This is a genomic window from Saccharothrix hoggarensis, assembly GCF_052936025.1.
Genome location: NZ_CP193624.1, coordinates 6,368,015 through 6,392,472, shown reverse-complemented (window position 1 = coordinate 6,392,472; position 24,458 = coordinate 6,368,015). Strand labels below are relative to the sequence as shown.

The 24,458-nt window shown below is 72.5% G+C and carries 19 protein-coding genes; 6 read left to right on the top strand and 13 right to left on the bottom strand.

What is annotated here, in order from left to right:
- Window positions 1-21: 21 nt before the first annotated feature.
- Both ACRAKH_RS28910 and ACRAKH_RS28905 read left to right on the top strand, forming a co-directional pair.
- Window positions 22-870, top strand: coding sequence for an SCO6745 family protein (locus ACRAKH_RS28910; RefSeq protein WP_380720962.1), 849 nt, complete (start codon window positions 22-24; stop codon window positions 868-870).
- Between the two features lie 41 nt (window positions 871-911).
- On the top strand, window positions 912-1,895 hold the full coding sequence (locus ACRAKH_RS28905) for a co-chaperone YbbN (RefSeq protein WP_380720959.1): 984 nt from the start codon (window positions 912-914) through the stop codon (window positions 1,893-1,895).
- A 326-nt stretch (window positions 1,896-2,221) separates the two neighbouring features.
- Here ACRAKH_RS28905 and ACRAKH_RS28900 read toward each other — a convergent pair whose 3' ends face one another.
- Window positions 2,222-3,655, bottom strand: a complete 1,434-nt coding sequence (locus ACRAKH_RS28900; protein ID WP_380720956.1) for a neutral zinc metallopeptidase — start codon at window positions 3,653-3,655, stop codon at window positions 2,222-2,224.
- A 66-nt stretch (window positions 3,656-3,721) separates the two neighbouring features.
- On the bottom strand, window positions 3,722-5,101 hold the full coding sequence (locus ACRAKH_RS28895; RefSeq protein WP_380720953.1) for a neutral zinc metallopeptidase: 1,380 nt from the start codon (window positions 5,099-5,101) through the stop codon (window positions 3,722-3,724).
- A 104-nt stretch (window positions 5,102-5,205) separates the two neighbouring features.
- Here ACRAKH_RS28895 and ACRAKH_RS28890 point away from each other — a divergent pair, with 104 nt between their 5' ends.
- On the top strand, window positions 5,206-5,637 hold the full coding sequence (locus ACRAKH_RS28890) for a hypothetical protein (protein WP_380720951.1): 432 nt from the start codon (window positions 5,206-5,208) through the stop codon (window positions 5,635-5,637).
- A gap of 16 nt (window positions 5,638-5,653) precedes the next feature.
- Here ACRAKH_RS28890 and ACRAKH_RS28885 read toward each other — a convergent pair whose 3' ends face one another.
- The 7 genes from ACRAKH_RS28885 to ACRAKH_RS28855 form a co-directional block, all read right to left on the bottom strand.
- Entirely contained in the window at window positions 5,654-6,487 is an 834-nt protein-coding gene (locus ACRAKH_RS28885; RefSeq protein ID WP_380720949.1) for a class I SAM-dependent methyltransferase, read from the bottom strand.
- A gap of 142 nt (window positions 6,488-6,629) precedes the next feature.
- Window positions 6,630-8,816 carry a 1,4-alpha-glucan branching protein GlgB gene (gene glgB / locus ACRAKH_RS28880; RefSeq protein ID WP_380720946.1) on the bottom strand — a complete coding sequence of 729 codons (2,187 nt, stop codon included), beginning with the start codon at window positions 8,814-8,816 and terminating at the stop codon, window positions 6,630-6,632.
- The gene (locus ACRAKH_RS28875; protein ID WP_380720944.1) at window positions 8,813-10,156 is read right to left on the bottom strand and encodes a maltokinase N-terminal cap-like domain-containing protein; all 1,344 of its coding nucleotides are present in this window, start codon (window positions 10,154-10,156) and stop codon (window positions 8,813-8,815) included. The genes glgB and ACRAKH_RS28875 overlap by 4 nt, the downstream gene beginning before the upstream one ends.
- A 5-nt stretch (window positions 10,157-10,161) precedes the next feature.
- Entirely contained in the window at window positions 10,162-11,973 is a 1,812-nt protein-coding gene (treS, locus tag ACRAKH_RS28870; RefSeq protein ID WP_380720941.1) for a maltose alpha-D-glucosyltransferase, read from the bottom strand.
- 123 nt (window positions 11,974-12,096) lie between these two features.
- Window positions 12,097-14,073, bottom strand: coding sequence for an alpha-1,4-glucan--maltose-1-phosphate maltosyltransferase (locus tag ACRAKH_RS28865; protein ID WP_380720938.1), 1,977 nt, complete (start codon window positions 14,071-14,073; stop codon window positions 12,097-12,099).
- 226 nt (window positions 14,074-14,299) lie between these two features.
- Entirely contained in the window at window positions 14,300-14,731 is a 432-nt protein-coding gene (locus ACRAKH_RS28860; RefSeq protein ID WP_380720935.1) for an Imm1 family immunity protein, read from the bottom strand.
- Window positions 14,728-15,510, bottom strand: coding sequence for a DddA-like double-stranded DNA deaminase toxin (locus tag ACRAKH_RS28855; RefSeq protein ID WP_380720933.1), 783 nt, complete (start codon window positions 15,508-15,510; stop codon window positions 14,728-14,730). The genes ACRAKH_RS28860 and ACRAKH_RS28855 overlap by 4 nt, the downstream gene beginning before the upstream one ends.
- Window positions 15,511-15,735: 225 nt before the next feature.
- Here ACRAKH_RS28855 and glgP point away from each other — a divergent pair, with 225 nt between their 5' ends.
- Window positions 15,736-18,306: an alpha-glucan family phosphorylase gene (gene glgP / locus ACRAKH_RS28850; protein WP_380720930.1), complete on the top strand. Its 2,571-nt coding sequence runs from the start codon at window positions 15,736-15,738 to the stop codon at window positions 18,304-18,306.
- Window positions 18,307-18,471: 165 nt separating this feature from the next.
- Window positions 18,472-18,978 carry a hypothetical protein gene (locus tag ACRAKH_RS28845; protein WP_380720929.1) on the top strand — a complete coding sequence of 169 codons (507 nt, stop codon included), beginning with the start codon at window positions 18,472-18,474 and terminating at the stop codon, window positions 18,976-18,978.
- A gap of 6 nt (window positions 18,979-18,984) precedes the next feature.
- Here ACRAKH_RS28845 and ACRAKH_RS28840 read toward each other — a convergent pair whose 3' ends face one another.
- The 4 genes from ACRAKH_RS28840 to glgX form a co-directional block, all read right to left on the bottom strand.
- A complete protein-coding gene (locus ACRAKH_RS28840) occupies window positions 18,985-20,109 on the bottom strand; it encodes a tetratricopeptide repeat protein (protein WP_380720927.1) in 1,125 nt (374 codons plus the stop codon).
- Window positions 20,110-20,153: 44 nt separating this feature from the next.
- Window positions 20,154-20,540, bottom strand: a complete 387-nt coding sequence (locus ACRAKH_RS28835; protein WP_380720925.1) for a rhodanese-like domain-containing protein — start codon at window positions 20,538-20,540, stop codon at window positions 20,154-20,156.
- Entirely contained in the window at window positions 20,537-21,115 is a 579-nt protein-coding gene (locus tag ACRAKH_RS28830) for a cysteine dioxygenase (protein WP_380720922.1), read from the bottom strand. Before ACRAKH_RS28830 ends, ACRAKH_RS28835 begins: the two co-directional genes overlap by 4 nt.
- Window positions 21,116-21,370: 255 nt before the next feature.
- Window positions 21,371-23,479: a glycogen debranching protein GlgX gene (gene glgX / locus ACRAKH_RS28825; RefSeq protein ID WP_380720920.1), complete on the bottom strand. Its 2,109-nt coding sequence runs from the start codon at window positions 23,477-23,479 to the stop codon at window positions 21,371-21,373.
- Between the two features lie 111 nt (window positions 23,480-23,590).
- On the opposite strand from glgX, the gene ACRAKH_RS28820 reads away from it, so the two are divergent.
- The gene (locus ACRAKH_RS28820; protein ID WP_380720917.1) at window positions 23,591-24,433 is read left to right on the top strand and encodes an ABC transporter ATP-binding protein; all 843 of its coding nucleotides are present in this window, start codon (window positions 23,591-23,593) and stop codon (window positions 24,431-24,433) included.
- The last annotated feature ends 25 nt before the right edge of the window (window positions 24,434-24,458 follow it).

Sequence of the window (24,458 nt, the reverse complement as noted above, 5' to 3'; positions counted from 1 at the left end):
CGTCCTACTAAATTGGGAGTCATGACGACGCCCCGAGAGCTCTGGCTGCGCTTCGAGACCTACCACGACGTCACCTACTTCTCCCCGGAGTCCCGAGCGGTCACCGACGCGCTCGGCTGCAAGGGCGGCTGGATGGGCTACTTCGCCCAGCGCGCCGCCCCGCTCGGCGCGGCGTCCCCGGAGGTCGTGACGGCCGCGTTCTTCAGCTTCCACCCGCGGCGGGTGGCCCGCGCCCTGCCCGACGCGTGGGACGTCGCCAGCCCTGCCCGCTTCCTCGACGCCCGCCTCGAAGGCGCCGACCGGGCGTTGCGCCGGATGCTGGAGACCGTGGACGTCGCCGAAGCCGCCGACCTCGCCTGCCAGGCCGCCGAGGCGGCGCCCACGGCGGGCCGCGTGCTGGGCGCCGCCAACCGGGCCCTGCCCACGCCCGACGAGCCGCACCTGGCGTTGTGGCAGGCGTGCACCACGCTGCGCGAGTCGCGGGGTGACGGCCACGTCGCCGCCCTGGTCGCCGCCGACCTCGGCCCGTGCGAGGCGTTGGTGCTGTTCGGCGCGGACAAGGGCCTCGAAGCCGAGTACCTGCGGTCCGCGCGGGGCTGGTCGGAGGACGAGTGGCGGGACGCCGAAGCGGCGCTCGCCGAGCGCGGCCTGTTCGACGGCGGCCTCACCCCCGCCGGCCGTGAGCTGCGCGCCGACGTGGAGCGCCGCACCGACGAGGCCGCCGCGCTGCCGTGGCAGGCCCTCGGCGAGGCGGGCACCGCCCGGTTCGTGGAGCTCATGACCCCGATCGCCCTCCGCCTGGGGCGCCTGAACGAGGCCATGCGGACCAACCCGATGGCGATCGACCCGGTCGGGGAACTCCCCGGCTAGCCGCGCGCGGCCCGCGGCCCGACTCGTGTCAGGATGGAAGCGTGACAAGGCCAGACCCCCGAAAGACCGCCGCACTGTCCGCCGCGCTGTCCGGGGCGGTCGACCTCGGCGCGCTGAAGGCCCGAGCCGACGCCGCGAGGCAGCGAGGCACCAGCCCACCCCCGTCGGCCGCGTCCGGCGCGGCGGGTTCGGACGCCGGTCCGAGCCCGTGGGTGCTGGACGTCACCGAGGCGACGTTCCAGTCGGTCGTCGAGCGTTCCCTGGAGATCCCGGTCGTGGTCGAGCTGACCGCGTCGTGGAGCCCCGAGGCGGGCCAGCTGTCGCCCGTGCTCGAACGCGCCGCCCGAGCGGGCGGTGGCACGTGGCTCCTCGCCCGGGTCGACCTCGACGCCAGCCCGCGCATCGGCCAGGTGTTCGGCGTGCAGTCCGTGCCGACCGTCGTGGCGATCGCCGGCGGCCAGCCCCTCGACGCGTTCGCCGGGCCGCTCCCGGAGGCCGAGTTCGGCCAGTGGATCACGCGCCTCCTCGACGCCCTGCGCGACCGCCTGCCCGGCATCCGGGCCGCCGAGGCCAACCGCGGCGCCCAGCCCGACGGCGAGCCCGTGGCCGAGCCCGAGGACCCGCGCTTCGCGGCCGCCGAGGACGCGTTCGAGCAGGGTGACTTCGCCGCCGCCGAGGCCGCGTACGAGGCCATCCTGGCCGCCGAGCCCGCCAACGCCGACGCGAAGGCGGCCCTGGCCCAGGTCCGCTTCACCGCGCGGGCCGAGGCCGTGCCGTCGGACGCCATCGCCAAGGCCGACGCCAACCCGGACGACGTGGACGCCCAACTGGCCGCCGCCGACCTCGAACTGGCGACCAACGACGTCGAGCAGGCGTTCAAGCGCCTGGTCGACACGGTCCGCAGGGTCTTCGGCGACGACCGCGACAAGGTCCGCGAACACCTCGTGGGCCTGTTCGAGCTGTTCCCGCCGGACGACGAGCGCGTGGCGAAGGCCAGGCGCAACCTCGCCAGCGCCCTCTACTGACCGACCGAGCCCCACGAGACCAAGCCCGACCCGCTCGACACGTCACAGGGGTCCCCCGCCCAGGGGGACCCCTGTTCTTCATTCTGCCGGCAGGGTCCGACAATTCCGCTCACGCCGAGGCCACCCACGGCACACCCGGGCAACCGCCCGCGCACCCTCAGACGCCGCTCACGTCACGCCCGCTGACGCGCCGGCCGGACGTCGACGCGGTGATCCGGTGACCGGCGACTCAGCGGCACAGCGGCGCACCGGCCCGGCGACACGGCGACCCGGTGGCGCACCGACCCAGCGGCGTGGCCGGGCTGACCGGGGGCGACCCCGCTGCGCTAAGCCGAGTACTTGCGCGTGCAGAGGCCCGAGCCCTCGAAGAAGCCGTCCCGGAACGCCTCCACGCGCGCGAAACCGGACGGCACCACGGTCCCGTTCACGTCCGCCGCGATCAGGCTCTTGTCGGCCAGCAACTCGGCCACGGCCTCGTCCAGGTCCCCGGACGACAGCCGCAGCGTCGCCCCGCTCTGCGTCGTGGTCCCGGCCCACGCCCCGGTCAGGCACGCCGTGCGCAGCCCGGCCGCCGGCCCTTCCAACGCGTACCCGGTCGCCTTCTGGATCGACAGCGCGAACCGCGACGCGATCTCGGCGAACGCGGCGAAGTCGCCGATCCCGCCCTTCTGCCCGCGCTTCGGCGGCGTGCCGATCTTCACCAGCTCGGTCATGTCGATGGCGATCGAGTTGGTCGCCGGGCAGTACGACGCGGGCGACGTCGCGGACGCGTCCGGGCACTCCGCCGACGAGTCCGTGAACGCCGGCGGCGTGGCGCCGGACTGCTTGTAGGCGTTCCTCAGGGACTCCTCCAGCAGCTCCAGCGACCGCTGGTCGTCCACCTTCAGGTTGCCCTTGCCGAGGCCGGTGTCCTGGTCGTCCGCGTCGAACTTCTGCTGCGTGATCCTCGCCTTGATCTCGGCCTCGTCGATCTGCGAGCACCGCTTCGGGTCGCCGTGGAAGCCGAACTGGAACGCCGCCACCCGGTCGAACGCGCTGCCGTGCGCGCCCTGCTTCTCGGCCGACGTGCCCGCCGCGTCCCGGATGAAGAACATCGTCGCGAGCACCTGGTTCAACCCGGGCCCGGTCGAGATGCGGAAGTGCTTCGACTTCCCCTCGGCCACCCACCGGAAGAAGTTGCCCGCGTAGCAGTCGGCCTGCTGCTCCTTGATGATCGACGGCGTGGCCTGCGTGACACCGCCCTCGGCGCCCAGCTTGTACTGGATCGCGTGACCCATCTCGTGCGCCAGCACGGTCACCACGGACATGGGCCCGAACGCGTCGTCCAGCATCGGCAGCAGCTCGCCGCGGTCCCACGCGATCGAGTCGTCCAACGAGCAGTAGAACGCGTTCGCCACGCCGGCGGTGTTGGTGCGGCAGATCTCGACGCCCTCGCCGTTGGAGTCGTACGACACGAGCCGCTTCACCGGCTCGAACTCCTTGCCCAGCCGGGCGGGCAGCTGCTCGGACCAGTACTCCTCGACGTCGGCGAGCGTGTTGATGGCCAGCCGGTCCATCTCGCCGCCGTCGCCGTTCTCCACCTGGAGGTCGGCGTCGGGCACGCCGGGCTTCGCGCCGCTCTCACCCGTGGTGATCTCCAGCCCGGCCACCTTGGTGACGTCGGGCCGCTCCGCGCGCCCCTGCCCGCTCACGACCTGGGTGCACCCGGTCAACGCCATCGCGGCGACGAGCGTCGCAGCCAACCAAGCCCGTCGAGCCATGCCCAAGCCCCATCCCGCGGTCCGTGCCGATCCAAGCCCGCACCCTACTTGGCCGGACCGCCGGTCCTACCCCAAACCGCAGGCTTCGGTGCCCTCCAGCACGCCGCCGCGGAACACCTCGACCCGCTTGAACCCCGGCCCGATGCTCGCCGAGCCCGTCGCGTCCCGCGCCGCGTAGTCGTACGCGAGGAGCACCTGCACGGCCTCGTCCAGGTCGCCGGGCGACAACCCGAACCCGCGCTGACGCGTGAACACCTCCCGCGTGTACGCGCCGGCCAGGCACAACGCGCCGGTCGCGGCCTCGTCGCCCTCGACGCCCTCGCCCACGGCGGCCATCGCGGCCAGCCCGTACCGGCTCGCGACCAGCACGCCCGTCGCGTAGTCGCCGATCTCGGCGTGCAGCTCGGGCAGGTCCTCCTCGACCTCGATCTCCACCGACTTGTCCGCCGGGCAGTACGCGACCGGCCCCTGGTCGCCGGAGCAGTCCGGCTCCTGCTCGGTGGGGGTGGCCTTCGGCTCGGACCACGTCTTGCCCGCCTGCGTGACCAGGCCCTTGAAGTACGTGTCGAGGTCCGGGGTGATCTCCTCCAGCATCTCGTCGAACGGCAGGTTGCCGCCTCGGTCCCGGTCGTCGGCGGACGTGAACGCCTGCTGGGTGAAGCCCCGGTTGTCCACGGACATGGCCGCGCAGAACTTCGTGCCCTGCTGGTAGCCGTCCTGGAACGCGGACACGCGGTCGAACGCGTTGCCGTGCGCGGACTGGTCGGTCGGCGACGTGCCGACCGGGTCGCGGAACGTGATCAGCGCGCCGAGCGCCGAGTCCAGCGTGTCGGAGCCGATGTCGAGGTGCTCGGACTTGCCGTCGTTCACCCACTTGACGAACGAGCCCGCGAAGCAGTCCGCCATGGCCTCGGTGAGGATCGTGGGGAACCGCTGCGGCTCGCGCCGCTCGGCTTCCGGCGTGATGCCCATCCGGTTCTGCACGGCGTGGCCCATCTCGTGCGCCAGGACGATCACCACGGCGGCGTCGCCGAACCGATCCTTGAGCACGGGCAGCAGGGCGGCGCGGTCCCAGGCGATGGCGTCGGCGCTCGGGCAGTAGAACGCGTTGCCCTCGACGTCGGTGGCCTTCTCGGTGCACGGCGGCGGCTTCGCCGACGGGTCGGCGGTGTCGACCGAGTAGATGCCGCCGTCCAGCGGCTGCCACGGGTCGTCGAACGTGTCGGGGAACGCGCCCTGCCAGAACGTGTCGATGTCGGTGATGGCGGTGGCCGCGAGCTGGTCGATCGGACCGCCGTCCGTGCCCCGGATGAAGCCGGGGTCGACGGTGCCCCTGGTGACGGCCTCGCCCGCCACCGGCTTGCCGGGGACCAGTTGGGTGCACGCGGTCGTCGTCGCCAGCAGGGTTGTCGCCAGCAGTACCAGCCGAGCCGATGCGCGCCGCATCCGTCCATTGTGCCTGCCCGGACCCCCTACCGTGGTCGGCTTGGGCGAGCGCGGGCACTTCCCCGGCCCGAGGGCGCGGCCCGTCGTGGGGTTGGATGGGCGGGGTGAGCGGAGATCACCCACGGCTCGTCGTCGACCGGGACGTGCTGGTCGTGCGCCCCGAGGTGCGGAGGCAGGAGCCGCTGCGGGTCTGGTTGGACGGCCATGACGGGCCCTGGCCCGTCTACCGGGTGGAGCTGCGCCTGGCGGGCGACCGCTTCACCGCCACCGCGCCCGACGCGTTCGAGGCGTTGGTCCGGCTGCGGCGGCAGGTGGAGCCGCACGGGTGGGCGGTCGCGGTGCAGGGGGCGCGCCGGGACGCCTGGCCGAGCGGCATGGCGCGGGACATGGGCGGCGGGCTCCGGGTGTACGTGATGCGCCCCGGGCGGGCGGTGACGACCGAGGACGACCTGGTGGACACGTTCGCCGACGCGCCGGTCGACCTGCTCGGCACGATCGCCGAGCAGGAGGCGTACCGCGACGCGTGGCACGCCTGAGCGTCGTCGCCAGGCGTCAGCGCGCGGCGGTGGCCCAGGTGGTGGCGCGAGGGCTGACGCCCTGCGTGGTGCCGCGCACGGCCCACGCCCGCGCGGTGAGCGGGATGGTGCCGTCCGGCTTGGTGGGCAGCCGGGTGCGGAGCAGGTCGCGGAGGGCGCGGCGGTGGTCCTCGGCCAGGGACGCGGTGTAGCCGGGCGCGGGGCCCTGACCGCCGAGGAACGGGTGCCAGAAGTCGTCGAAGTCGGCGAACACGGTCGGTATCCGCAACCCCCGGACCTCCACCCCGCCCAGGCCCCCGCCCGTCCACAGGGCTTGGAGGGGTTCCGGCCGGCACAGCGGGAAGCGGCGGCCCTCGTCCAGCTCGCGGACGGCCGGGTCGAGGTCGGTGGCGGCGTCCCAGAAGGACCGGGTCATCGCCATGCCCTCGGCGTAGTCCCAGACGTAGGCCGCGACGACACCACCGGGCGACGCCACCCTGACCGACTCGGCGACGGCCCGGACCGGGTCGGGCACGAAGTTGAGCGCCAGGCCGCCGACCACCACGTCGAACCGGTCGTCGGCGAACGGCAGCGCCCGCGCGTCACCCGACTCGAACGACACCCTGGGGTCCGTGACGCGACCGCGCGCGCTGTTCAGGAACCCGTCGGCCGGGTCGACGCCGACCACCTCGGCCGGTTCCGCGTGCGCGAGCACGGCGGCCGTCAACGCCCCGGTGCCGCACCCGACGTCCAACCACCGCCGCCCCGCCGGCACGTCCAGCCAGCGGAGGAACAGCCGCGCGACGGGCAGGCTCCAGCGTCCGACGTACGCCTCGTACGCGTCACCCAGCGCCCACACCTCGCGTGTCATGGGCCCAGGGTCGCACGGCCGACCACCCCTACCGGGCAGTCTTGCCCGGAATTGTCCGGCCCACCGAAGGATGATCCACCAAACGGCGGCCCGCCGACGGGCGCCGGGCGGCCGGGGCGGTCGACGCCCCGGCCGCGGCGGCTCACACGACGTCGTCCAGCGGGCTCGGGGCCGTGCCGCCCTCGGGCGCCAGCCACAGCACGCCCGCCGGCGGCAGCTGCAGCACCGCGGACGCCGGTCGGCCGTGCCACGGGTGCTCCTCCGCCACCACGCCGCCGAGGTTGCCGACGCCGGACCCGCCGTACACCTCCGAGTCCGTGTTCACCACCTCGCGCCACCGGCCGGGGAAGGGCAGGCCGACGCGGTAGTCGTGGTGCGGCATGCCGGCGAAGTTGGCCACGCAGGCGAGCACGGACCCGTCCTCACCGATCCGCAGGAAGCTCAGCACGTTCCCGGCGGAGTCGTTCGCGTCGATCCACGAGAACCCCTCGGGCTTGTTGTCCGCGCTGTAGAGCGCGGGCGACGCCTGGTACACCCGGTTCAGGTCGGAGATCAGCCCGAGCAGGCCCTGGTGCAGCGGCTGGTCCAGCAGGTGCCAGTCGAGCGACCTGCCCTCCGACCACTCGTCCCGCTGCCCGAACTCGCCGCCCATGAACAGCAGCTGCTTGCCTGGGTGCGCCCACATGAACGCGAGCAGCGACCGCAGGCCCGCCGCCTTGTTCCAGTCGTCGCCGGGCATCCGCTGCCACAGCGACCCCTTGCCGTGCACGACCTCGTCGTGCGACAGCGGCAGCACGAAGTTCTCGCTCCACGCGTACACCAGCGAGAACGTGATCTCGTTGTGGTGGAACGATCGGTGGATGGGCTCGCGCGACAGGTAGTGCAGGCTGTCGTGCATCCACCCCATGTTCCACTTGAACCCGAACCCGAGCCCGCCCAGGTGGGTCGGCCGCGTCACGCCCGGCCACGCCGTGGACTCCTCGGCGACCATCAGCACGCCGGGGTGGCGCTTGTAGACGGTGGCGTTCAGCTCCTGCAGGAACCGGACCGCGTCGAGGTTCTCGCGGCCGCCGTACTGGTTGGGCAGCCACTGCCCCTCCTGCCGCGAGTAGTCCAGGTACAGCATCGACGCCACGGCGTCGACCCGCAGCCCGTCGATGTGGAACTCCTCGATCCAGTACAGGGCGTTGGCGACGAGGAAGTTGCGCACCTCGTTGCGCCCGAAGTCGAACACGAGCGTGCCCCAGTCGGGGTGCTCGCCGCGGCGCGGGTCCTCGTGCTCGTACAGCGGCGAGCCGTCGAACCGGGCCAGCGCCCACGAGTCCTTCGGGAAGTGGGCGGGCACCCAGTCCATGATCACGCCGATGCCGCGCTGGTGCAGCAGGTCCACGAAGTGCCGGAAGTCGTCGGGCGAGCCGAACCGGGACGTCGGCGCGTAGTACGACGTCACCTGGTAGCCCCACGACCCGCCGAACGGGTGCTCGGCCACCGGCATCAGCTCGACGTGCGTGAACCCGGCGGACTGCACGTAGTCGGCCAGCTCGGTGGCCAGCTCCCGGTAGCCCAGGCCGGGCTTCCACGAGCCGAGGTGCACCTCGTACACCGAGACCGGCGCGTTGATCCACTGCGTGGCGTCGCGCCGAGACTCCCACTCCACGTCGCCCCACCGGTACGAGGTCTCGGTGACGACGGACGCCGTGGCGGGCGGCGTCTCGGTGGCGAACGCCATCGGGTCGGCCTTCTCGTGCCACGCGCCGTCGCGGCCCAGGATGCGGAACTTGTACCGGGTGCCGACCGGGATGCCGGGGATGAACACCTCCCACACCCCGGACGAGCCGAGCGACCGCATCGGGTTCGCCCGGCCGTCCCAGCCGTCGAAGTCGCCGCACACCCGCACCCCGCGCGCGGTCGGCGCCCAGACGGCGAACGACACGCCGGAGACGGCGCCGTTGGGCGTGTCGTACGAGCGCACGTGCGCGCCCAGGACGTCCCACAGGCGCTCGTGCCGCCCCTCGCCGATGAGGTGCAGGTCGAGTTCGCCGACGGTGGGCAGCCACCGGTACGGGTCGTCCACCTCCACCACCGTGCCGTGGTACTCGACGTCGAGGCGGTAGTCACCGGGGTGCTCGGGCAGCTCGCCCGCGAACAGCCCGTCGGTGACCCGGTCCAGGTCGAACCTCTTGTCACCCGCCACCACCGCCACGGCGGACGCGCCCGGGCGCAGCGCTCGCGCGACCACGCCCTCGGGGACGTGGTGCACGCCGAGCACCGAGTGCGGGTCGTGGTGCGCCCCGGCCAGCAGCCGGTCGACGTCCTCGGGCGAGATCATGACTGCACCGCTCCCTCTCCAGTGATCCGCGCGATCGACGACAACGGGACCGTCAACCACTCCGGCCGGTTCGCGTGCTCGTAGGCCACCTCGTACACGGCCTTGTCCAACTCGAACGCCCGCAGCAGGTGCCCGTGCTCGCGCGGGTCGCCGACCGACTCGGCCGCCGCTTCCGCGTAGCCCTCCGTGAACGCCGCGCGGTTGCGCCGCGACCACTCCAGCGCCCGCACGGCCAGCTGGTGGTCCTCCGGCTGGCCCACGAGCAGCTGGTGCGCCGCGTAGTCGAAGGATCGCAGCATCCCGGCCACGTCGCGCAGCGGCGAGCGCAGCTCGGTGCGCTGCGCGATGGGCGAGCCCGGCTCGCCCTCGAAGTCGATCAGCAGCCACCCGTGCACGGTCCGCAGCACCTGGCCGAGGTGCAGGTCGCCGTGGATGTGCTGGGCGACGATCGCCTCCGGCGTGTCCCTGGCCTGCTCGAACGCCTCCCGCAGCGCGGGCACGTACGGCCGCAGCTCGGGCACGTCGGCGACCACCTCGTCCAGCCGCGAGACCATCGCCCGCACGGTCCGGTCGATGTCCTCGGCGTCCGCGGGCCGGTTGCCCAGCGCGCGCTCCAGGTCGGCGTGCACGCTGGCCACGGCCTGGCCCAGCCGGTGCGCCTCGCCGGCGAAGTCGCCGCCCACCTCGTCGGCGTGCAGGTCGGCCTCGGCCATCAGGTCGCGCACGCTCGTGGTGGCCATCGCCCAGCCGTCCACCGCGTCCGGCATGAACTGCTGGAGCATGCCGATCGTGGTGATCTGGCCGTCCAACCGCCCGGTGATCGACCCGAGCGGCTGGGCGATGTGCTCGCACCCGACCCGGTGCAGCGCGCGGTGCAGCACCAGGTCCGGGTTCTCGCCGTAGGTCAGCTTGCGGAACAGCTTGAGGATGTACTGGCTGCCGAACACGATCGAGGTGTTCGACTGCTCGGACGTGATCGGCCGGCCGCGCAGGCCGGTCTGCAGCTCCACGTCCGGCTCGTGCGCGAACACGAGGCCCTCGGCCTCGGCGTCGTCGGCGATCAGGTCGAGCAGCGCGCCGGTCAGCTCCGGGACGGTCGTCGCGTCGTAGTTCTCCACGTGGTCGGTGATCAGCAGCTGGTACGGCTCCCGCCGGTCCGGCGGCTGCTCCACCTCCACCACGAGGTGCACCAGCACCGGCTCCTCGGCGCGCAGCACCGACGTCCGCAGTGGACGGACCGACGTGACCGGGCGGTCCTTGCCGCCGAACCACCGCTGCGCCGGCAGCCACTCGGGCAGCTCGGCCACCACCTTGTCGACCAGGTCGTGCGGATCTGTCACGTCCCTCACCTCGCCTCGGTGTCGTCGTCGGCTTCCACGAGCTGGAACCAGTAGAAGCCGTGCCCGGGCAGGGTGAGCAGGTAGGGCAGGTCGCCCACGGTCGGGAAGACCACCCCGCCGGTCAGCTCGACGGGCCTGCTGCCGCGGTGCTCCGACAGGTCCAGCTCAACCGGCTGCGGGAAGCGCGACAGGTTGTTCACGCACAGCACGACGTCCTCGTGGCCGTCGGGCCGCCGCCACCGCCGCCGGTAGGCCAGCACGCTCGGGTTCGACCCACCGAGGTCGGTGAAGTCGCCCTCGGCGAACGCGTGGTGCTGCTTGCGCACCTCGATCATCCGCCGGGTCCAGTGCAGCAGCGACGACTGGTTGTTCAGCTGCGCCTCGACGTTGAGGGCTTGGTAGCCGTACACCGGATCCATGATCACCGGCAGGTAGATCCGGCCGGGGTCGCAGCCGGAGAAGCCCGCGTTGCGGTCCGGGGTCCACTGCATCGGCGTGCGCACCGCGTCGCGGTCGCCCAGCCAGATGTTGTCGCCCATGCCGATCTCGTCACCGTAGTAGAGGACGGGCGAGCCGGGCAGGGACAGCAGCATCGCGGTGAACAGCTCCTGCTGGTTGCGGTCGTTCTCCAGCAGCGGCGCCAACCGACGTCTGATGCCGATGTTCGCCTTCATCCGCGGGTCCTTGGCGTACTCCGCGTACATGTAGTCGCGCTCTTCGTCGGTGACCATCTCGAGCGTCAGCTCGTCGTGGTTGCGCAGGAAGATGCCCCACTGGCAGCCGTCGGGAATCTGCGGCGTCTGCGCCAGGATCTCCGAGATCGGGAACCGCGACTCGCGCCGCACCGCCATGAAGATGCGCGGCATCAGCGGGAAGTGGAACGCCATGTGGCACTCGTCGCCGCCCACCTCGGGGTTGCCGAAGTACTCGACCACGTCCGACGGCCACTGGTTCGCCTCCGCGAGCAGCACCCGACCGGGGTACTCGTCGTCCACGACCTTGCGGCAGCGCTTGAGGAAGTCGTGCGTGCGCGGCAGGTTCTCGCAGTTCGTGCCCTCCTGCTCGAACAGGTACGGCACGGCGTCCAGCCGGAACCCGTCGATGCCCAGGTCGAGCCAGAACCGGAGGGTGTCCAGCATGGCTTCCTGCACGTGCGGGTTCTCGAAGTTGAGGTCGGGCTGGTGCGAGAAGAACCGGTGCCAGTAGAACTGCCCGCGCACCGGGTCGTACGTCCAGTTGGACGACTCGGTGTCGACGAAGATGATCCGGGCGTCCGCGTAGCGCTGGTCGTCGTCGCTCCACACGTAGTAGTCGCCGTACGGGCCGTCCGGGTCGGTCCGCGACTGCTGGAACCACGGGTGCGCGTCGCTCGTGTGGTTGAGCACCAGGTCCGTGATCACCCGGATGCCCCGCCGGTGCGCCTCGTCCAGCAGGTACACGAAGTCCTCGACCGAGCCGAACTCCGGCAGCACGGCGCGGAAGTCGGAGATGTCGTAACCGCCGTCGCGCAGCGGCGACGCGTAGAAGGGCGGCAGCCACAGGCAGTCGACGCCGAGCCACTCCAGGTAGTCCAACCGGGACGCCAGGCCCCGCAGGTCGCCGGTGCCGTCGCCGTTGGAGTCGCTGAACGCCCGCACCAGCACTTCGTAGAACACCGCGCCCTTGAACCAGTCGCGTTCGCGTGGCACGAGCTTGGCGGACCGGAAGTCCTCCGCCTGCGGCTCGACCAGGAGTCCGTCGGCGCCGATGGCCTCGCCGGTGTGCGGCACGTTCTCCAGGCCTACGAGCGCCGCGTCGGGTCGCGCCTCTTCTTGCATGTGTGCTCCACCTCGTCCCACCTCATCGGGGGTGCGTTCGATCGTCCCTCGTGCTCTTCGGCGGGCACGGGGACTGGGTAAAGGGGACCGGTCCTGTTTTCTCGGCAGCTCCGTGACCGGGCGCTAACCGTGACGGCGCAGCACGCCGACGATGTGCGCCGCGGCGCGCCAGGGTTCGAGGCGGACGTAGTTCGCCTGACCCCAGTCCCAGGTCTCCCCGGTGACCTCGTCGTGCGCGATCAGCCGCTCGTGCCAGTCGAAGCCGAGCGCGGGCAGGTCCAGCCAGACGGTGCCGTCCTGCGCGTTGTGCGGGTCCAGGTTGACCACCACGACGACCGTGTCGCCGGTGCCCGGGTCCTGCTTGGAGTAGGCGATCAACGCCGGGTTGTCGACGTGGTGGAACCGGAGTGTTCGCATCTGCTGCAACGCCGGGTGGGCCCGGCGGATCGCGTTCAGCTTGCGCAACCACGGTTCCAGCGACCGTCCCTCGGCCACCGCCGCCGCGTAGTCCCGCGGCCGCAGCTGGTACTTCTCCGAGTTCAGGTACTCCTCGCTGCCGGGCCTGACGGCTTCGTGCTCGAACAGCTCGTAGCCGGAGTACACGCCCCAGGTCGGCGCCATCGTCGCGGCCAGGGCCGCGCGCAGCGCGAACATGCCCGGACCGCCGTGCTGCAGCGATTCGTGCAGGATGTCCGGGGTGTTCACGAACAGGTTGGGCCGCGCTTCGTCCCAGTGCTCGACCAGTTCGACGCCGAACTCGGTCAACTCCTCCTTGGTCGTGCGCCAGGTGAAGTAGGTGTAGCTCTGCGTGAAGCCGAGCTTGGCGAGGCCGTACAGCCGCGCCGGGCGGGTGAACGCCTCGCTGAGGAACAGGACGTCCGGGTGCCGGTCCTTGACCGCCCAGATCAGCCACGCCCAGAAGTCCGGCGGCTTGGTGTGCGGGTTGTCGACCCGGAAGATCCGCACCCCGTGGTCCACCCAGTGCAGGACGACCCGCAGCACCTCGTTGTAGATGCCCTGGGGGTCGTTGTCGAAGTTGACCGGGTAGATGTCCTGGTACTTCTTCGGCGGGTTCTCCGCGTACGCGATCGAGCCGTCCGGGCGGGTGGTGAACCACTCGGGGTTCTTCAACACCCACGGGTGGTCGGGCGCGCACTGGAGGGCCAGGTCGAGCGCCACCTCCAGGTCCAGCTCCCGGGCCCGCGCCACGAACGCGTCGAAGTCCTCGATCGTGCCCAGCTCGGGGTGGATCGCGTCGTGCCCGCCCTCGTCAGCGCCGATCGCCCACGTCGAGCCGGGGTCGTCCTCGGTGGCGGTAAGCGTGTTGTTGGGCCCCTTGCGGTTCACCCGGCCGATCGGGTGGATCGGGGGCAGGTAGGCGACGTCGAAGCCCATGGCCGCGATGCGGTCCAGCTCCTTGGCCGCGGTGGTGAACGTGCCGTGCACCGGGACGCCCGACTCGTCCACGCCGCCCGTGCTGCGGGGGAAGAACTCGTACCACGACCCGAACGCCGCGCGCTTCCGGTCGACCCAGACCTTCTGCGGCTTGCCCTTGGTGACGAGCTCGCGCACCGGGTGGTCGTGCATGATCTGCCGCACGTCGCTCGCGAGGGCGGGCGCGACCCGTTCCGCCAGCGGCCGGTGCTCGTCGCGCAGCGCGTTGGCGGCGTTCAGCAGCAGCGGCTTGTCCTTGCGCCGGTCCGGCCGGCGGCTCACGCGGTCGAGCAGCAGCGCGCCGGTCTCCAGGTCGTTCGCCAGCTCGTCGGGGCCCTGGCCGGCGGCGATCTTGACCTCGACGGCGTGCTGCCAGGTGGCCCACGGGTCGCTCCAGGCGTCCACGCGGAACGTCCACGCGCCCTCGGCGTCCGGGACGATCACGGCGGCCCAGCGGTCGAGGCCGACGCCCTGCGGGACCATGCGTGTTTGTCTGGCGACCCGGTCGTTCGGTCCCCGCCACGCGACGGTGGCGGCGACGGCGTCGTGGCCCTCGCGCCACACCGTCGCCTCGACCGGGACGTGTTCGCCGACCACGGCCTTGGCCGGGTAGCGACCTCCGCTCACGATCGGGGAGACATCATCGATTCCGAGTCGTCCGCTCATCGGCAGCGCCCCTCTCACCTGGTGTGACGCTTGCACGGTCAAGTCTGCCCCCAGCGGTCGGCCACGCCTTCACCGGGGACACCCACCTGGTGTTCCTACCCCTTCTGGTTGGATCGCACACTTGCGGTGGCGTCCGTCTCGCCATGGAAGAGCAGATTCCCAGTTCTTGATCGATACCACCGTGGTGCCACGCCGGTATCTTTCGGGCGATCATCGGGCGCCGTTCTCACGGGTTGAGATCAGCGGCCTGCCCCTTGTAGGTGACCGACTCGGCCTGCGGGTCGTACACCTGCCAGTCGACCGAGGCCGCCCGACCGCCGTCCTCGACGAACCGCTCGACCACCTCCGCCACGACCGAGATCGGCAACTCGGTCCGGGGCGGGTAGTGGACGTCACACCACTCGTCCTTCTCGTAGGTGGCCGGTTCCGCGTTCACCCCGCCGGTGGCGATGAACGATTCGTCGCCCGCCATCCACACGACGACGCCGACACCCGGTCCGACGCCGACCGACAGCACCGGGCCGGCCTCGCCCCAGCCATCGTCCCGGCCCGCCCCGTGCGGGCTGTCCAGCCACCAGTGGACCCGTTCCGCGCCGGGGTTCTCCGCGTGCCGCAGCAGCTCCGCCAGGATGCGGTGGCCGTCGTGGGGGAGGCTCATTGTTCGCTCAGTCCTCGGTAGGTCGCGATGAACGTCTTCCGGCCGTTCTCGTCGGTGCCGTAGACGTGCAGCGCGGAACCGACCGGTAGGAATCGTCGCAGGTACTGGTGACATCCGGGTTGTCGTTCCAGGTCCATCCGGTACCCGCAAGGGGTGCGGTTGACGATCAGCTCGGCTTCTCGCACCCCGCTCTCCACCATCCACGCCGCGGTTTCGAACTCGACGTGGAAGTGCACCCGAGCCTTCCAGAACGCCGCGCCCGCCCGGAGGAACCTGGCCCGCTCGACCACCCGCTCGGTCCAGTACTGCTCGCCGGGCCGGAAGGAGAGCGTCGTCTCGCTGCCTTTCGCGCGAGCGAGACCGTGGACCGGCACCCCGCTGCGCGGCGCCGAGTAGCGACCCATGAGGTGCGCACCCCAGCCCGCCTCGACCGGGTAGTGGTCGCCGCTCGGCGAGCGGACCGAGCGGACCGGGTCGGAGGTCGGCGGCGGTGGGAGCGGTGGAGGTGGGGGCGGTGGGGCGGTGAGGTAGCGGTCCAGGGCGGTGCGGGCGGCGGTGACGAGGGTGCGGAGGCAGTCGGCTTCGTCGGCGGCGTCCCGCCAGGCGGACGCCGTGCCCAGGAACTCGTCCTCCCGGCGGCTGCCGCAGCCCGCCGGGGCGAGGAGGTCGGCGGCCTCGGCGGCGTGCCCGGCCGCCTCCGCGAGGAGCGCTTCCAGCCTCCGGGCGTGGTCGGACACGGCGCGGACGGCGCGTTCGACCTCGCCCAGCGAAGTGGTCATCCGGCGGCTCCCCGGTCTCCGGGACGGCACGTCCCACCCGATCCTGGCCGAGCCGGCGGTCCGCCGCGGGCCGGCGTGGACGCGGGCGGTCGGGGTTGACGGTTGGGCGCGGTGTGGGAAATAACTTGCAGGGCGACGTCTGCGCAGGTCGGGCTGGACCGGTCACTGCATCGGTTCGGGTGACCGTTGCTCCGCACCGCTGGATGGGGGATAAGGTCCGACGCCATGCGAGCACTTCGCCGGTTCACCGTCCGAGCCAGTCTGCCCGAGCCGTTGTCGGCCCTGGGCACCCTCGCCACGAACCTGCGCTGGACGTGGCACCAGCCCACCCAGGACCTGTTCGCGTCGGTCGACCCCGAGCTGTGGGCCGAGAGCGGCGACCCGCTGCGGCTGCTCTCCGTGGTGGCCCCCGAACGCCTCGACGCCCTGTCCCGTGACGAGCAGTTCCTCACCCACGCCAGGGCACTGGCCGACGACCTGCACCGCTACACCACCGGTCCCCGCTGGTTCCAGCGCCGCCAGGAGGAGATCCAGCAGCGCCGCGAGCACGGCAACCACGAACTGCGACCGCTGCCCAGCGCGATCGCCTACTTCTCGATGGAGTTCGGCGTCACGGAGGCCCTGCCGAACTACTCCGGCGGTCTCGGCGTGCTCGCCGGCGACCACCTGAAGGCGGCCTCCGACCTGGGCGTTCCGCTGATCGCCGTCGGCCTGCTCTACCGGTCCGGCTACTTCCGGCAGGCCCTGTCCCTCGACGGCTGGCAGATCGAGCACTACCCGGTGCTCGACCCGCGCGGCCTGCCGCTGGAGCTGCTGACCGAGCCGTCCGGCGCGCCGATCCTGGTGCACGTCGCCATGCCCGGCGACCGCGTGCTGCGGGCCAAGATCTGGAAGGCGCGGGTCGGCCGCATCCCGCTGCTGCTCCTCGACTCCGACGTGGAGGAGAACGACGAGGACCTGCGCGGCGTCACCGACCGCCTCTACGGCGGCGACCAGGACCACCGCATCCGGCAGGAGATCCTGGCCGGCATCGGCGGTGTCCGCGCCGTGCGGACGTACTGCGAGCTGACCGGCCACACCCCGCCCGAGGTGTTCCACACCAACGAGGGCCACGCCGGGTTCCTCGGGCTGGAGCGCATCCGCGAGCTGGTCACGGGCGAGGGCCTCGACTTCGACCAGGCGCTGGCGGCGGTCCGCGCGGGCACCGTGTTCACCACGCACACGCCCGTCCCCGCCGGCATCGACCGGTTCCCCGTGGACCTGGTGCAGCACTACTTCGGCCCGGAGACGCTGCTGCCGGGCGTGAACACCCAGCGCATCCTCGCCCTGGGCGCGGAGGAGAACCCCGGCCTGTTCAACATGGCCCACATGGGCCTGCGGCTCGCGCAGCGCGCCAACGGCGTGTCCAAGCTGCACGGCCGCGTCAGCCGGGACATGTTCCGCGGCCTGTGGCCGGGCTTCGACGCGTCCGAGGTGCCGATCGGCTCGGTCACGAACGGCGTGCACGGCCCGACGTGGGCGGCGACCGAGATGAGCAGGCTGCTGGGCGACCCGGAGGACTCGGGCCTCGGCGTGCACGGCTTCGAGCCGGTCACCGACCAGCGCCTGTGGGAGCTGCGCAACGACCTGCGCGCGAAGCTCGTCGGCGAGGTCCGCCGCCGCACGCGCGCGTCCTGGCTGCAGCGCGGCGCGTCGGCGCTGGAGCTGGGCTGGACCGACTCGGTGTTCGACCCGGACGTGCTGACGGTCGGCTTCGCCCGCCGCGTGCCGACGTACAAGCGGCTGACGTTGATGCTGCGCGACGCGGACCGGCTGCGCGCGCTGCTGCTGCACCCGGAACGGCCCGTGCAGCTGGTCGTGGCGGGCAAGTCGCACCCGGCGGACGACGGCGGCAAGGCGTTGATCCAGCAGATCGTGCGGTTCGCCGACGACGCGGGCGTGCGGCACCGGATCGTCTTCCTGCCCGACTACGACATGTCGATGGCCCGGTACCTGTACTGGGGCTGCGACGTGTGGCTGAACAACCCGATGCGGCCGCTGGAGGCGTGCGGCACGTCCGGCATGAAGTCGGCGCTGAACGGCGGGCTGAACCTGTCGATCCGCGACGGCTGGTGGGACGAGCTGTACGACGGCAGCAACGGCTGGGCGATCCCGACCGCGGACGGCATCACCGACCCGACCCGGCGCGACGACCTGGAGGCCGCCGCGCTGTACGACCTGCTCGGCAACCAGGTCGCGCCGCTGTTCTACGACCGCGGCGAGGACGGCGTGCCGACCCGCTGGCTGGCGATGGTGCGGCACACGCTGGCGTCGCTCGGCCCGGCCGTGCAGGCGTCGCGGATGGTGCGCGAGTACGTGGAGAAGCTGTACGCCCCCGCCGCGTCGTCGGCCGCCTCCGTGGTCGGCGAGGGCTACCGGGGCGCGAAGGAGCTGGCCGCCTACCGGCAGCGGCTGCGGGCGTCGTGGACGCGGGTGCGCGTGCTGGAGTCCGAGATGTCGCTGAACGGGTCGGCCACGCCGCAGCTCGGCTCGCCGGTCGGCGTGCGGGCGCGCATCGAGCTGGCCGGCCTGGAGCCGTCCGAGGTGGACGTGCAGGTGGCGCTGGGCCGGGTCGGCGACTCGGACGAGCTGTACGACGTGGTCACGCACGTGATGCGGTACGCGGGCAACGGCAACTACGAGATCGAGGTGCCGCTGCCGCACGCGGGCGCGGTCGGCTACACGGTCCGGGTGCTGCCCCGGCACGACCTGCTGGCGTCACCGGCCGAACTGGGTCGGGTCGTCCTGGCGGGCTGATCCTTCGCTCGATCAGATGGCCGTCGGGATTACCGGCGGTCATCTGATCGAGCATTTCTCCCACTTCCGACACCGCGTTTTCCCGGTCGGGCGAATTCCGTGTTCTCGCTGGTGGGGCGGGGTACTCGGGCCCGGAACATCCGTCCGGGAGAAGGTCGTCGCGCCGTGAGGAAATTCGCCGCAACAGGCTCGCTGCTCGCCGTGCTGCTCGCCGTGGTCGCCATCCCGGCCGCCACGGCGGAACGCGAGGTGGTCGCCCCGCCGCCCGCGTGCACGGGGCTGGTCACGCAGCTGGGGGAGACGCTGAAGACGGCGACCGCGCCGCTGACCGCGACACCGCCCGAACCGCCCAAGGCCGCCGCGCCGCTCGGTGACGTGCTGCACCTCCTGGTCTCGATGCAGGGCGCGAGGTGCCTGCCCCGCCCGCCGGCGAGCGCGTCCGCCGAGGCCGAGCCGCAGGCCCGCAAGCCGGAGCTGTGCCTTTCCACCACGATGGCCGTGTTCGGCGGCGTGTTCGCGGTGCTGGCCAAGGTGGTGCCCGGCGCCGTCCCGCCCGACCCGGCGAAGCTGCGCAACGAGGTGTCCGCCCTGCTCAAGACGATGAACGCGCTGCTGACCAACTGCGGCCTGCCCGCACCCGCCGGCGGGCTGCCCACCCTGCCGCCGGCCTGACCGCGTTCAGCCGATGTTGAGCCGGGCGCTGGTCTCGGCCACGCGCGGCATCCACCCGGCCAGCTCCTGGGCCTCCGCCAGGGTCTCCCGGGCCGCCGCGTTGTCGCCCGCCGCCATCTGCGCCCGCGCGATCGTGGCCAGCGCGTCGGCCCGGTCCAGCCCGCTCTCGCTGACGTGCTTGGCCTGCGTGCCCAGCGTGATGGCGGTCGCGTGGTCGTCCTCCAGCAGCGCCAGCTGCGCCAGCGTGCCGACGCACCGGTGCCGCGGGTAGCCGAACTGCATCGCGCCGTCCACCGCCCGCCTCGCCGCCGGCAGGCCCACGTCGGCGGGCAGCTGCCCGCCCTCGACCGCGTTCGCCGTCGAACCGGCCATCTGCGCCAGCACGAACGCCATGTCGCGCTGGTCGAGGTCGGTCCGGCCGACCAGGCGGCTGACGATGTGCAGCGCCTCGGCGTACTTCGTGCGCAGCGTGAGCACGGCGACGTGCGCGCCGATCGCCACGAGCAACGTCGGGTGCCGTGAGACCAGGTCCTCCGCGACCGCCTCGGCCCGGTCGAGGTCGCCGGCCTGCAGCGCGTCGGACACCTGGTTGACCAGCGGCGTCGCCTCGAACTCCGCCGCCGTGCGGCCGGACGCGCGGGGCAGGCCGAACAGGAACCAGCCGGGGGACGTGACGCCCGCGCCGCGCCGCGGCCACAGGCCGTTGACCAGCACCGCCGTGCCCGCCACGGCGAAGCCGCGCAGGAACGGCCGGTCGTCGTCCGACCACGCCAGCGCGCCCAGCCAGGCCAGCGCCACGACGCCCGCGGACAGCACCGCCGCCGTCAGCGCGGTCAGCCACAGCCGCCGCCGGACCGGCTCCCTGATCGACGTCAGGCCCACCGCGAACAGCAGCGGCACGGTCCGCCACACCACCCGCAGGTGCGGCCGCGTCCACGTCCGCACCTCGCCGCCGACGCCGATCACTAACAACGGCACCCGCACCCCGAACAGGACCGCGCCCAGCAGCAACCCGAGTTGCAGCAGGGCGAGCACGGCCCACGTCCCGACCGCCGCCCCGCCGAACGTCGCCACGCTCGGCTGCCAGACCACGAGGACGACCAGGGCCAGCCCGGTCAGCGCTTTCCACACGGACCTGGAGACGCTGCCCGCGCCCCCGCGGTTCCCCGCACGGCTCAGGTGACCGCCTGCGTGGCGCCGGGCCGCACGGGCAGCCCGGCCGCGGCGTACCCGCGGAAGCCGCCCACGAGGTCCGTCGCCTTCGGCAGGCCGACCCGCTGCAGGTCCCGCGCGGCCAGGCTGGACGCGTAGCCCTCGTTGCACAGCACGACCACGGTGGTGTCGGCGGTGAAGCCGGGGATGCGGTGCTCGCCGTCCGGGTCGAGGCGCCACTCCAGCACGATCCGCTCCACCGGCACCGAGCCGGGGATCTCGCCCTCGGCGGCCCGGTTGTGGTGCGGGCGGATGTCGACGACCAGCACGTCGTCGAGGCCCGCGAGCTCGTGCGGCTCGACGCGGGTCAGCGCCCGCCGTGCGTCGTCCAGCAGTTCCTCGGCGCTCATGGACCCTCCTGGTCGGCGAGTGCGCGCAGCTGCTCCAGCGGCAGCCGTCGGGCGGGCAGGGGCGGGATCTCGTGCGGGATGTCCGCGAGGCTCGGGTACTCCCGCGTCGGCACCAGCGGCGGCGAGTAGGCGTGCACGCTCGCCGCGCCGACGGACCCCCGGTTCACGACCTGGTGCGCGCGTCCCGCGCCGAAGCCGAGGGCGCTGCCGACGGGACGGGCCGCGCTGCGGACCGGGCCGCCGGGGTAGCGGTAGTCCTCGGCCAGCTCGCCGGTGAGCACGGTGAACGAGCCCGCCGCGCCGCCGTGGTCGTGCGGCTCGGTGCCCTGGCCGGGCAGCCAGCTCAGCAGCCACAGCTCGACGCCCTCGGTCAGGCCCAGCCGCACCCACCAGCGCCGTTCCGGGTCGTACTCCAGGACGTCCAGCAGCGGGGTGATGAACTCGGCGGCCACGGTGGACGTCAGCTCGCGCAGCTCGCGCGGCGTCCACAGGTCGCGTTCGGGGTGGATGAGGTCGCGCAGGAACCGCACGTCGAGCTTCGGGTGCAGGTCGGCGCGCGCGATGGTCGCGGTCACGGTGGTCGCTCCTGATGGCTACGGGTCGGGCGGGTAGCGATCAAGACGCGACGCGGCGGTGGTCAGGCGAGGTGGGGCTACCGGCCGCGTCGCGTCCGGCTACACCCGCACGACGCCACCAGCAGGAGGTCGATCGTGCGGTCGCACCAGGTCAGCAACGGACGGGCCACGCCCGCATGGTGGCACGCGGACGTGGCCCCGCGCACCCGGTCCCACCAGCCAGGATTGCCTCGGTGTCCGACGCTTCGGCCGGCGTCAGCTCGGCACGCGGAGCAGCAGCAGCGAGCGTCCGCCGAGCACGAGCGCCGTGCCCGCCGCGAGGCCGTCCACCGCCTCCGGCGCGCCGTCCGGAGTCGTGGAGTCCAGCACCGGCACGTACCGGGCGCCGTACTCGGGACCGGGCAGGGTGACCTCCAGTGGGTCCGCCCCGGCGTGCAGGAGCAGCAGCCACGAGTCGTCCGACACGAGCTCGCCGTCGCGGGAGCGGGACAGGCTGTTCGACCCGTCGATCCACATGCCCAGGAACCGGCGGCCCTCGTCGAACCAGTCCGTCTCGGCCATCTCCTCGCCGTCCGGGCGGAACCACACCAGGTCGGGAGCGCCGGACGCGGTGGTGCGGCCGTCGAAGAACTGCGGCTGCCGCAGCGCGGGCGACGTCGCGCGCAGCGTGATCACGCGCCGGGCGAACGCCAGCATCGACTCGCCCTCGCCGGTCAGCTTCCAGTCCACCCACGACGTCTCGTCGTCCAGGCAGTACGCGTTGTTGTTGCCGCCCTGGGTGCGCCACTGCTCGTCGCCCGCCGTCACCATCGGGGTGCCGGTGGACAGCATCAGCGTGGCGAACAGGTTCCGCGCCTGCCGGGCGCGCAGCGACCGCACCCCCGCGTCGTCGGTCTCGCCCTCGACGCCGCAGTTCCACGACCGGTTGTCGTTGGTGCCGTCGCGGTTGTCCTCGCCGTTGGCCTCGTTGTGCTTCTCGTTGTAGGACACCAGGTCCCGCAGCGTGAAGCCGTCGTGCGCGGTGATGAAGTTGATCGACTGCCACGGCCGGCGCAGGTCGTCGGCGTACAGGTCGGACGACCCGGACAGCCGGTAGGCCAGGTCGCGCACGCTCGTCCCGCCGCGCCAGAAGTCGCGCACGGTGTCGCGGTACCGGCCGTTCCACTCGGCCCACTGCACGCCGAAGTCGCCGACCCGGTAGCCGTCGCCGGTCGCGTCCCACGGCTCGGCGATCAGCTTGCACCGCGACAGGACCGGGTCGGACGTGATCGCGGTGAGCATCGCCGACGCGCGGTCGAACCGCCCGCCGCCCGGCCGGCCCAGCGTCGAGGCCAGGTCGAACCGGAACCCGTCCACGCCCATCTCGGTCGCCCAGTAGCGCAGCGAGTCCGTCACCAGCCGCACGAACTGCGGCGAGCCGGCCTCGGTGGTGTTGCCGCAGCCGGTGATGTCGAGCGTGCCGCCGCCGTCGATGTGCAGGTAGTAGCCGGGCGCGTCGAAGCCCCGGTAGGACAGCGTCGGACCCTCCGGACCGCCCTCGCACGTGTGGTTGAAGACCACGTCGATGATCACCTCGATGCCCACCGCGTGCAGCGCGGAGACCATCGTCCGGAACTCCTCGACCTCGCGGCCGGGCTCGCTGGCGTAGCCGGGGTGCGGCGCGAAGTAGCTCAGCGGCGAGTAGCCCCAGTAGTTGTGCCTGCCGTCGCGGACCAGCGACGGCTCGTCCAGGAACGCGTGCACCGGCAGCAGCTCGACCGACGTCACGCCCAGCCGGACCAGGTGCTCCACGACGGCCGGGTGCGCGAGGCCCAGGTACGTGCCGCGCTGGTGCTCGGGGACGGCCGGGTGCTGCCGCGTGAACCCGCGCACGTGCAGCTCGTAGATCACCGCCTCCTCGAACGGCACGTCGGGCTTCACGCCCGTGTCCGGACCGCCCGGCGACGTCACCACGGACAGCGGCACGCTGCCCAGCGAGTCGACCGGCGACGGCGCGCCCAGCATCGGGTCGCCCACGTACCCGAGCGCCGCGTCGAGGTCCGTCAGCGCGCCAGTGATCCTCGTCGCATACGGGTCGACCAAGAGCTTCGCGGGGTTGCAGCGCAGGCCGCGGGCCGGGTCGTACGGGCCGTGCACCCGGTAGCCGTAGCGCTGGCCGGGCGTGACGCCGGAGATCAACCCGTGCCACACGCCGAACGTCCGTTCGGTCAGCTCGACCCGTTCTTCCGTGCCGTCTTCGCTGATCAGGCACACCTCCACCGCGTGTGCGGGTGGCGCCGAGACGGCGAAGCGCACACCTCCGGCCTCGGGGTGCGCCCCGAGGGGGAACGGTCGGCCCGCGAGCAGGATCGAGTCGGCAGACATGACCCCGATCCTTCCAGGACGCACCGACGGTTTGGGTATGAGCACGCGCGGCGACTACGAGGTCGGGTGAACCGCCCCCACCGCGCCGGCCGCGAGGGGCGTTGCAGAACAATGGCGCCGGGTTCGGTGTCGATCGGGGCGAGGGCTGGCGTGGAAAACGAAGATCTGGTCATCCACATGCAGGGTGTTTCGGTTCGACGGGGCAAGACCACGCTGGTCGGGGACGTCGACTGGAGCGTGGAGCTGGACGAGCGGTGGGTCGTGCTCGGGCCGAACGGCGCGGGCAAGACGACGCTGCTCCGCCTGGCCGGCGCCGAGCTGCACCCGACCAAGGGCAAGGTGCACCTCCTCGGCGCCCGCATCGGCCGGACCGACATGGCCGAGCTGCGCACCCGCATCGGCCTGTCGTCCGCGGCGCTGAACGGGCGCGTCCCGGCCGACGAGAAGGTCGTGGACGTCGTCGTGAGCGCCGGGTACGCGGTGCTGGGCCGGTGGCGCGAGGAGTACGACAAGCTCGACACCGGCCGCGCGAAGGAGCTGCTGGCCACGTTGGGCATCGAGCACCTGGCCGACCGCACCTACGGCACGCTGTCCGAGGGCGAGCGCAAGCGCGCGCTGATCGCCCGCGCGCTGATGACGGACCCCGAGATGCTGCTGCTGGACGAGCCCGCGGCGGGCCTCGACCTCGGCGGCCGGGAAGACCTCGTGGCGCGGCTCTCGGAGCTGGCGCTCGACCCCGACGCGCCGGCGACGGTGCTGGTCACGCACCACGTGGAGGAGATCCCGCCGGGCTTCACGCACGTGCTGCTGCTGCGTGACGGCGGCATCGTGGCGCAGGGCCTGCTGGACGACGTGCTGACCGAGGAGAACCTGTCGAAGACGTTCGACCAGCCGTTGGAGCTCCAACGGTCGGGTGACCGGTACTTCGCCCGACGCAAGGCTACCGAGGGGTAACCTGCGAGGCGCACCGACGGAGGTC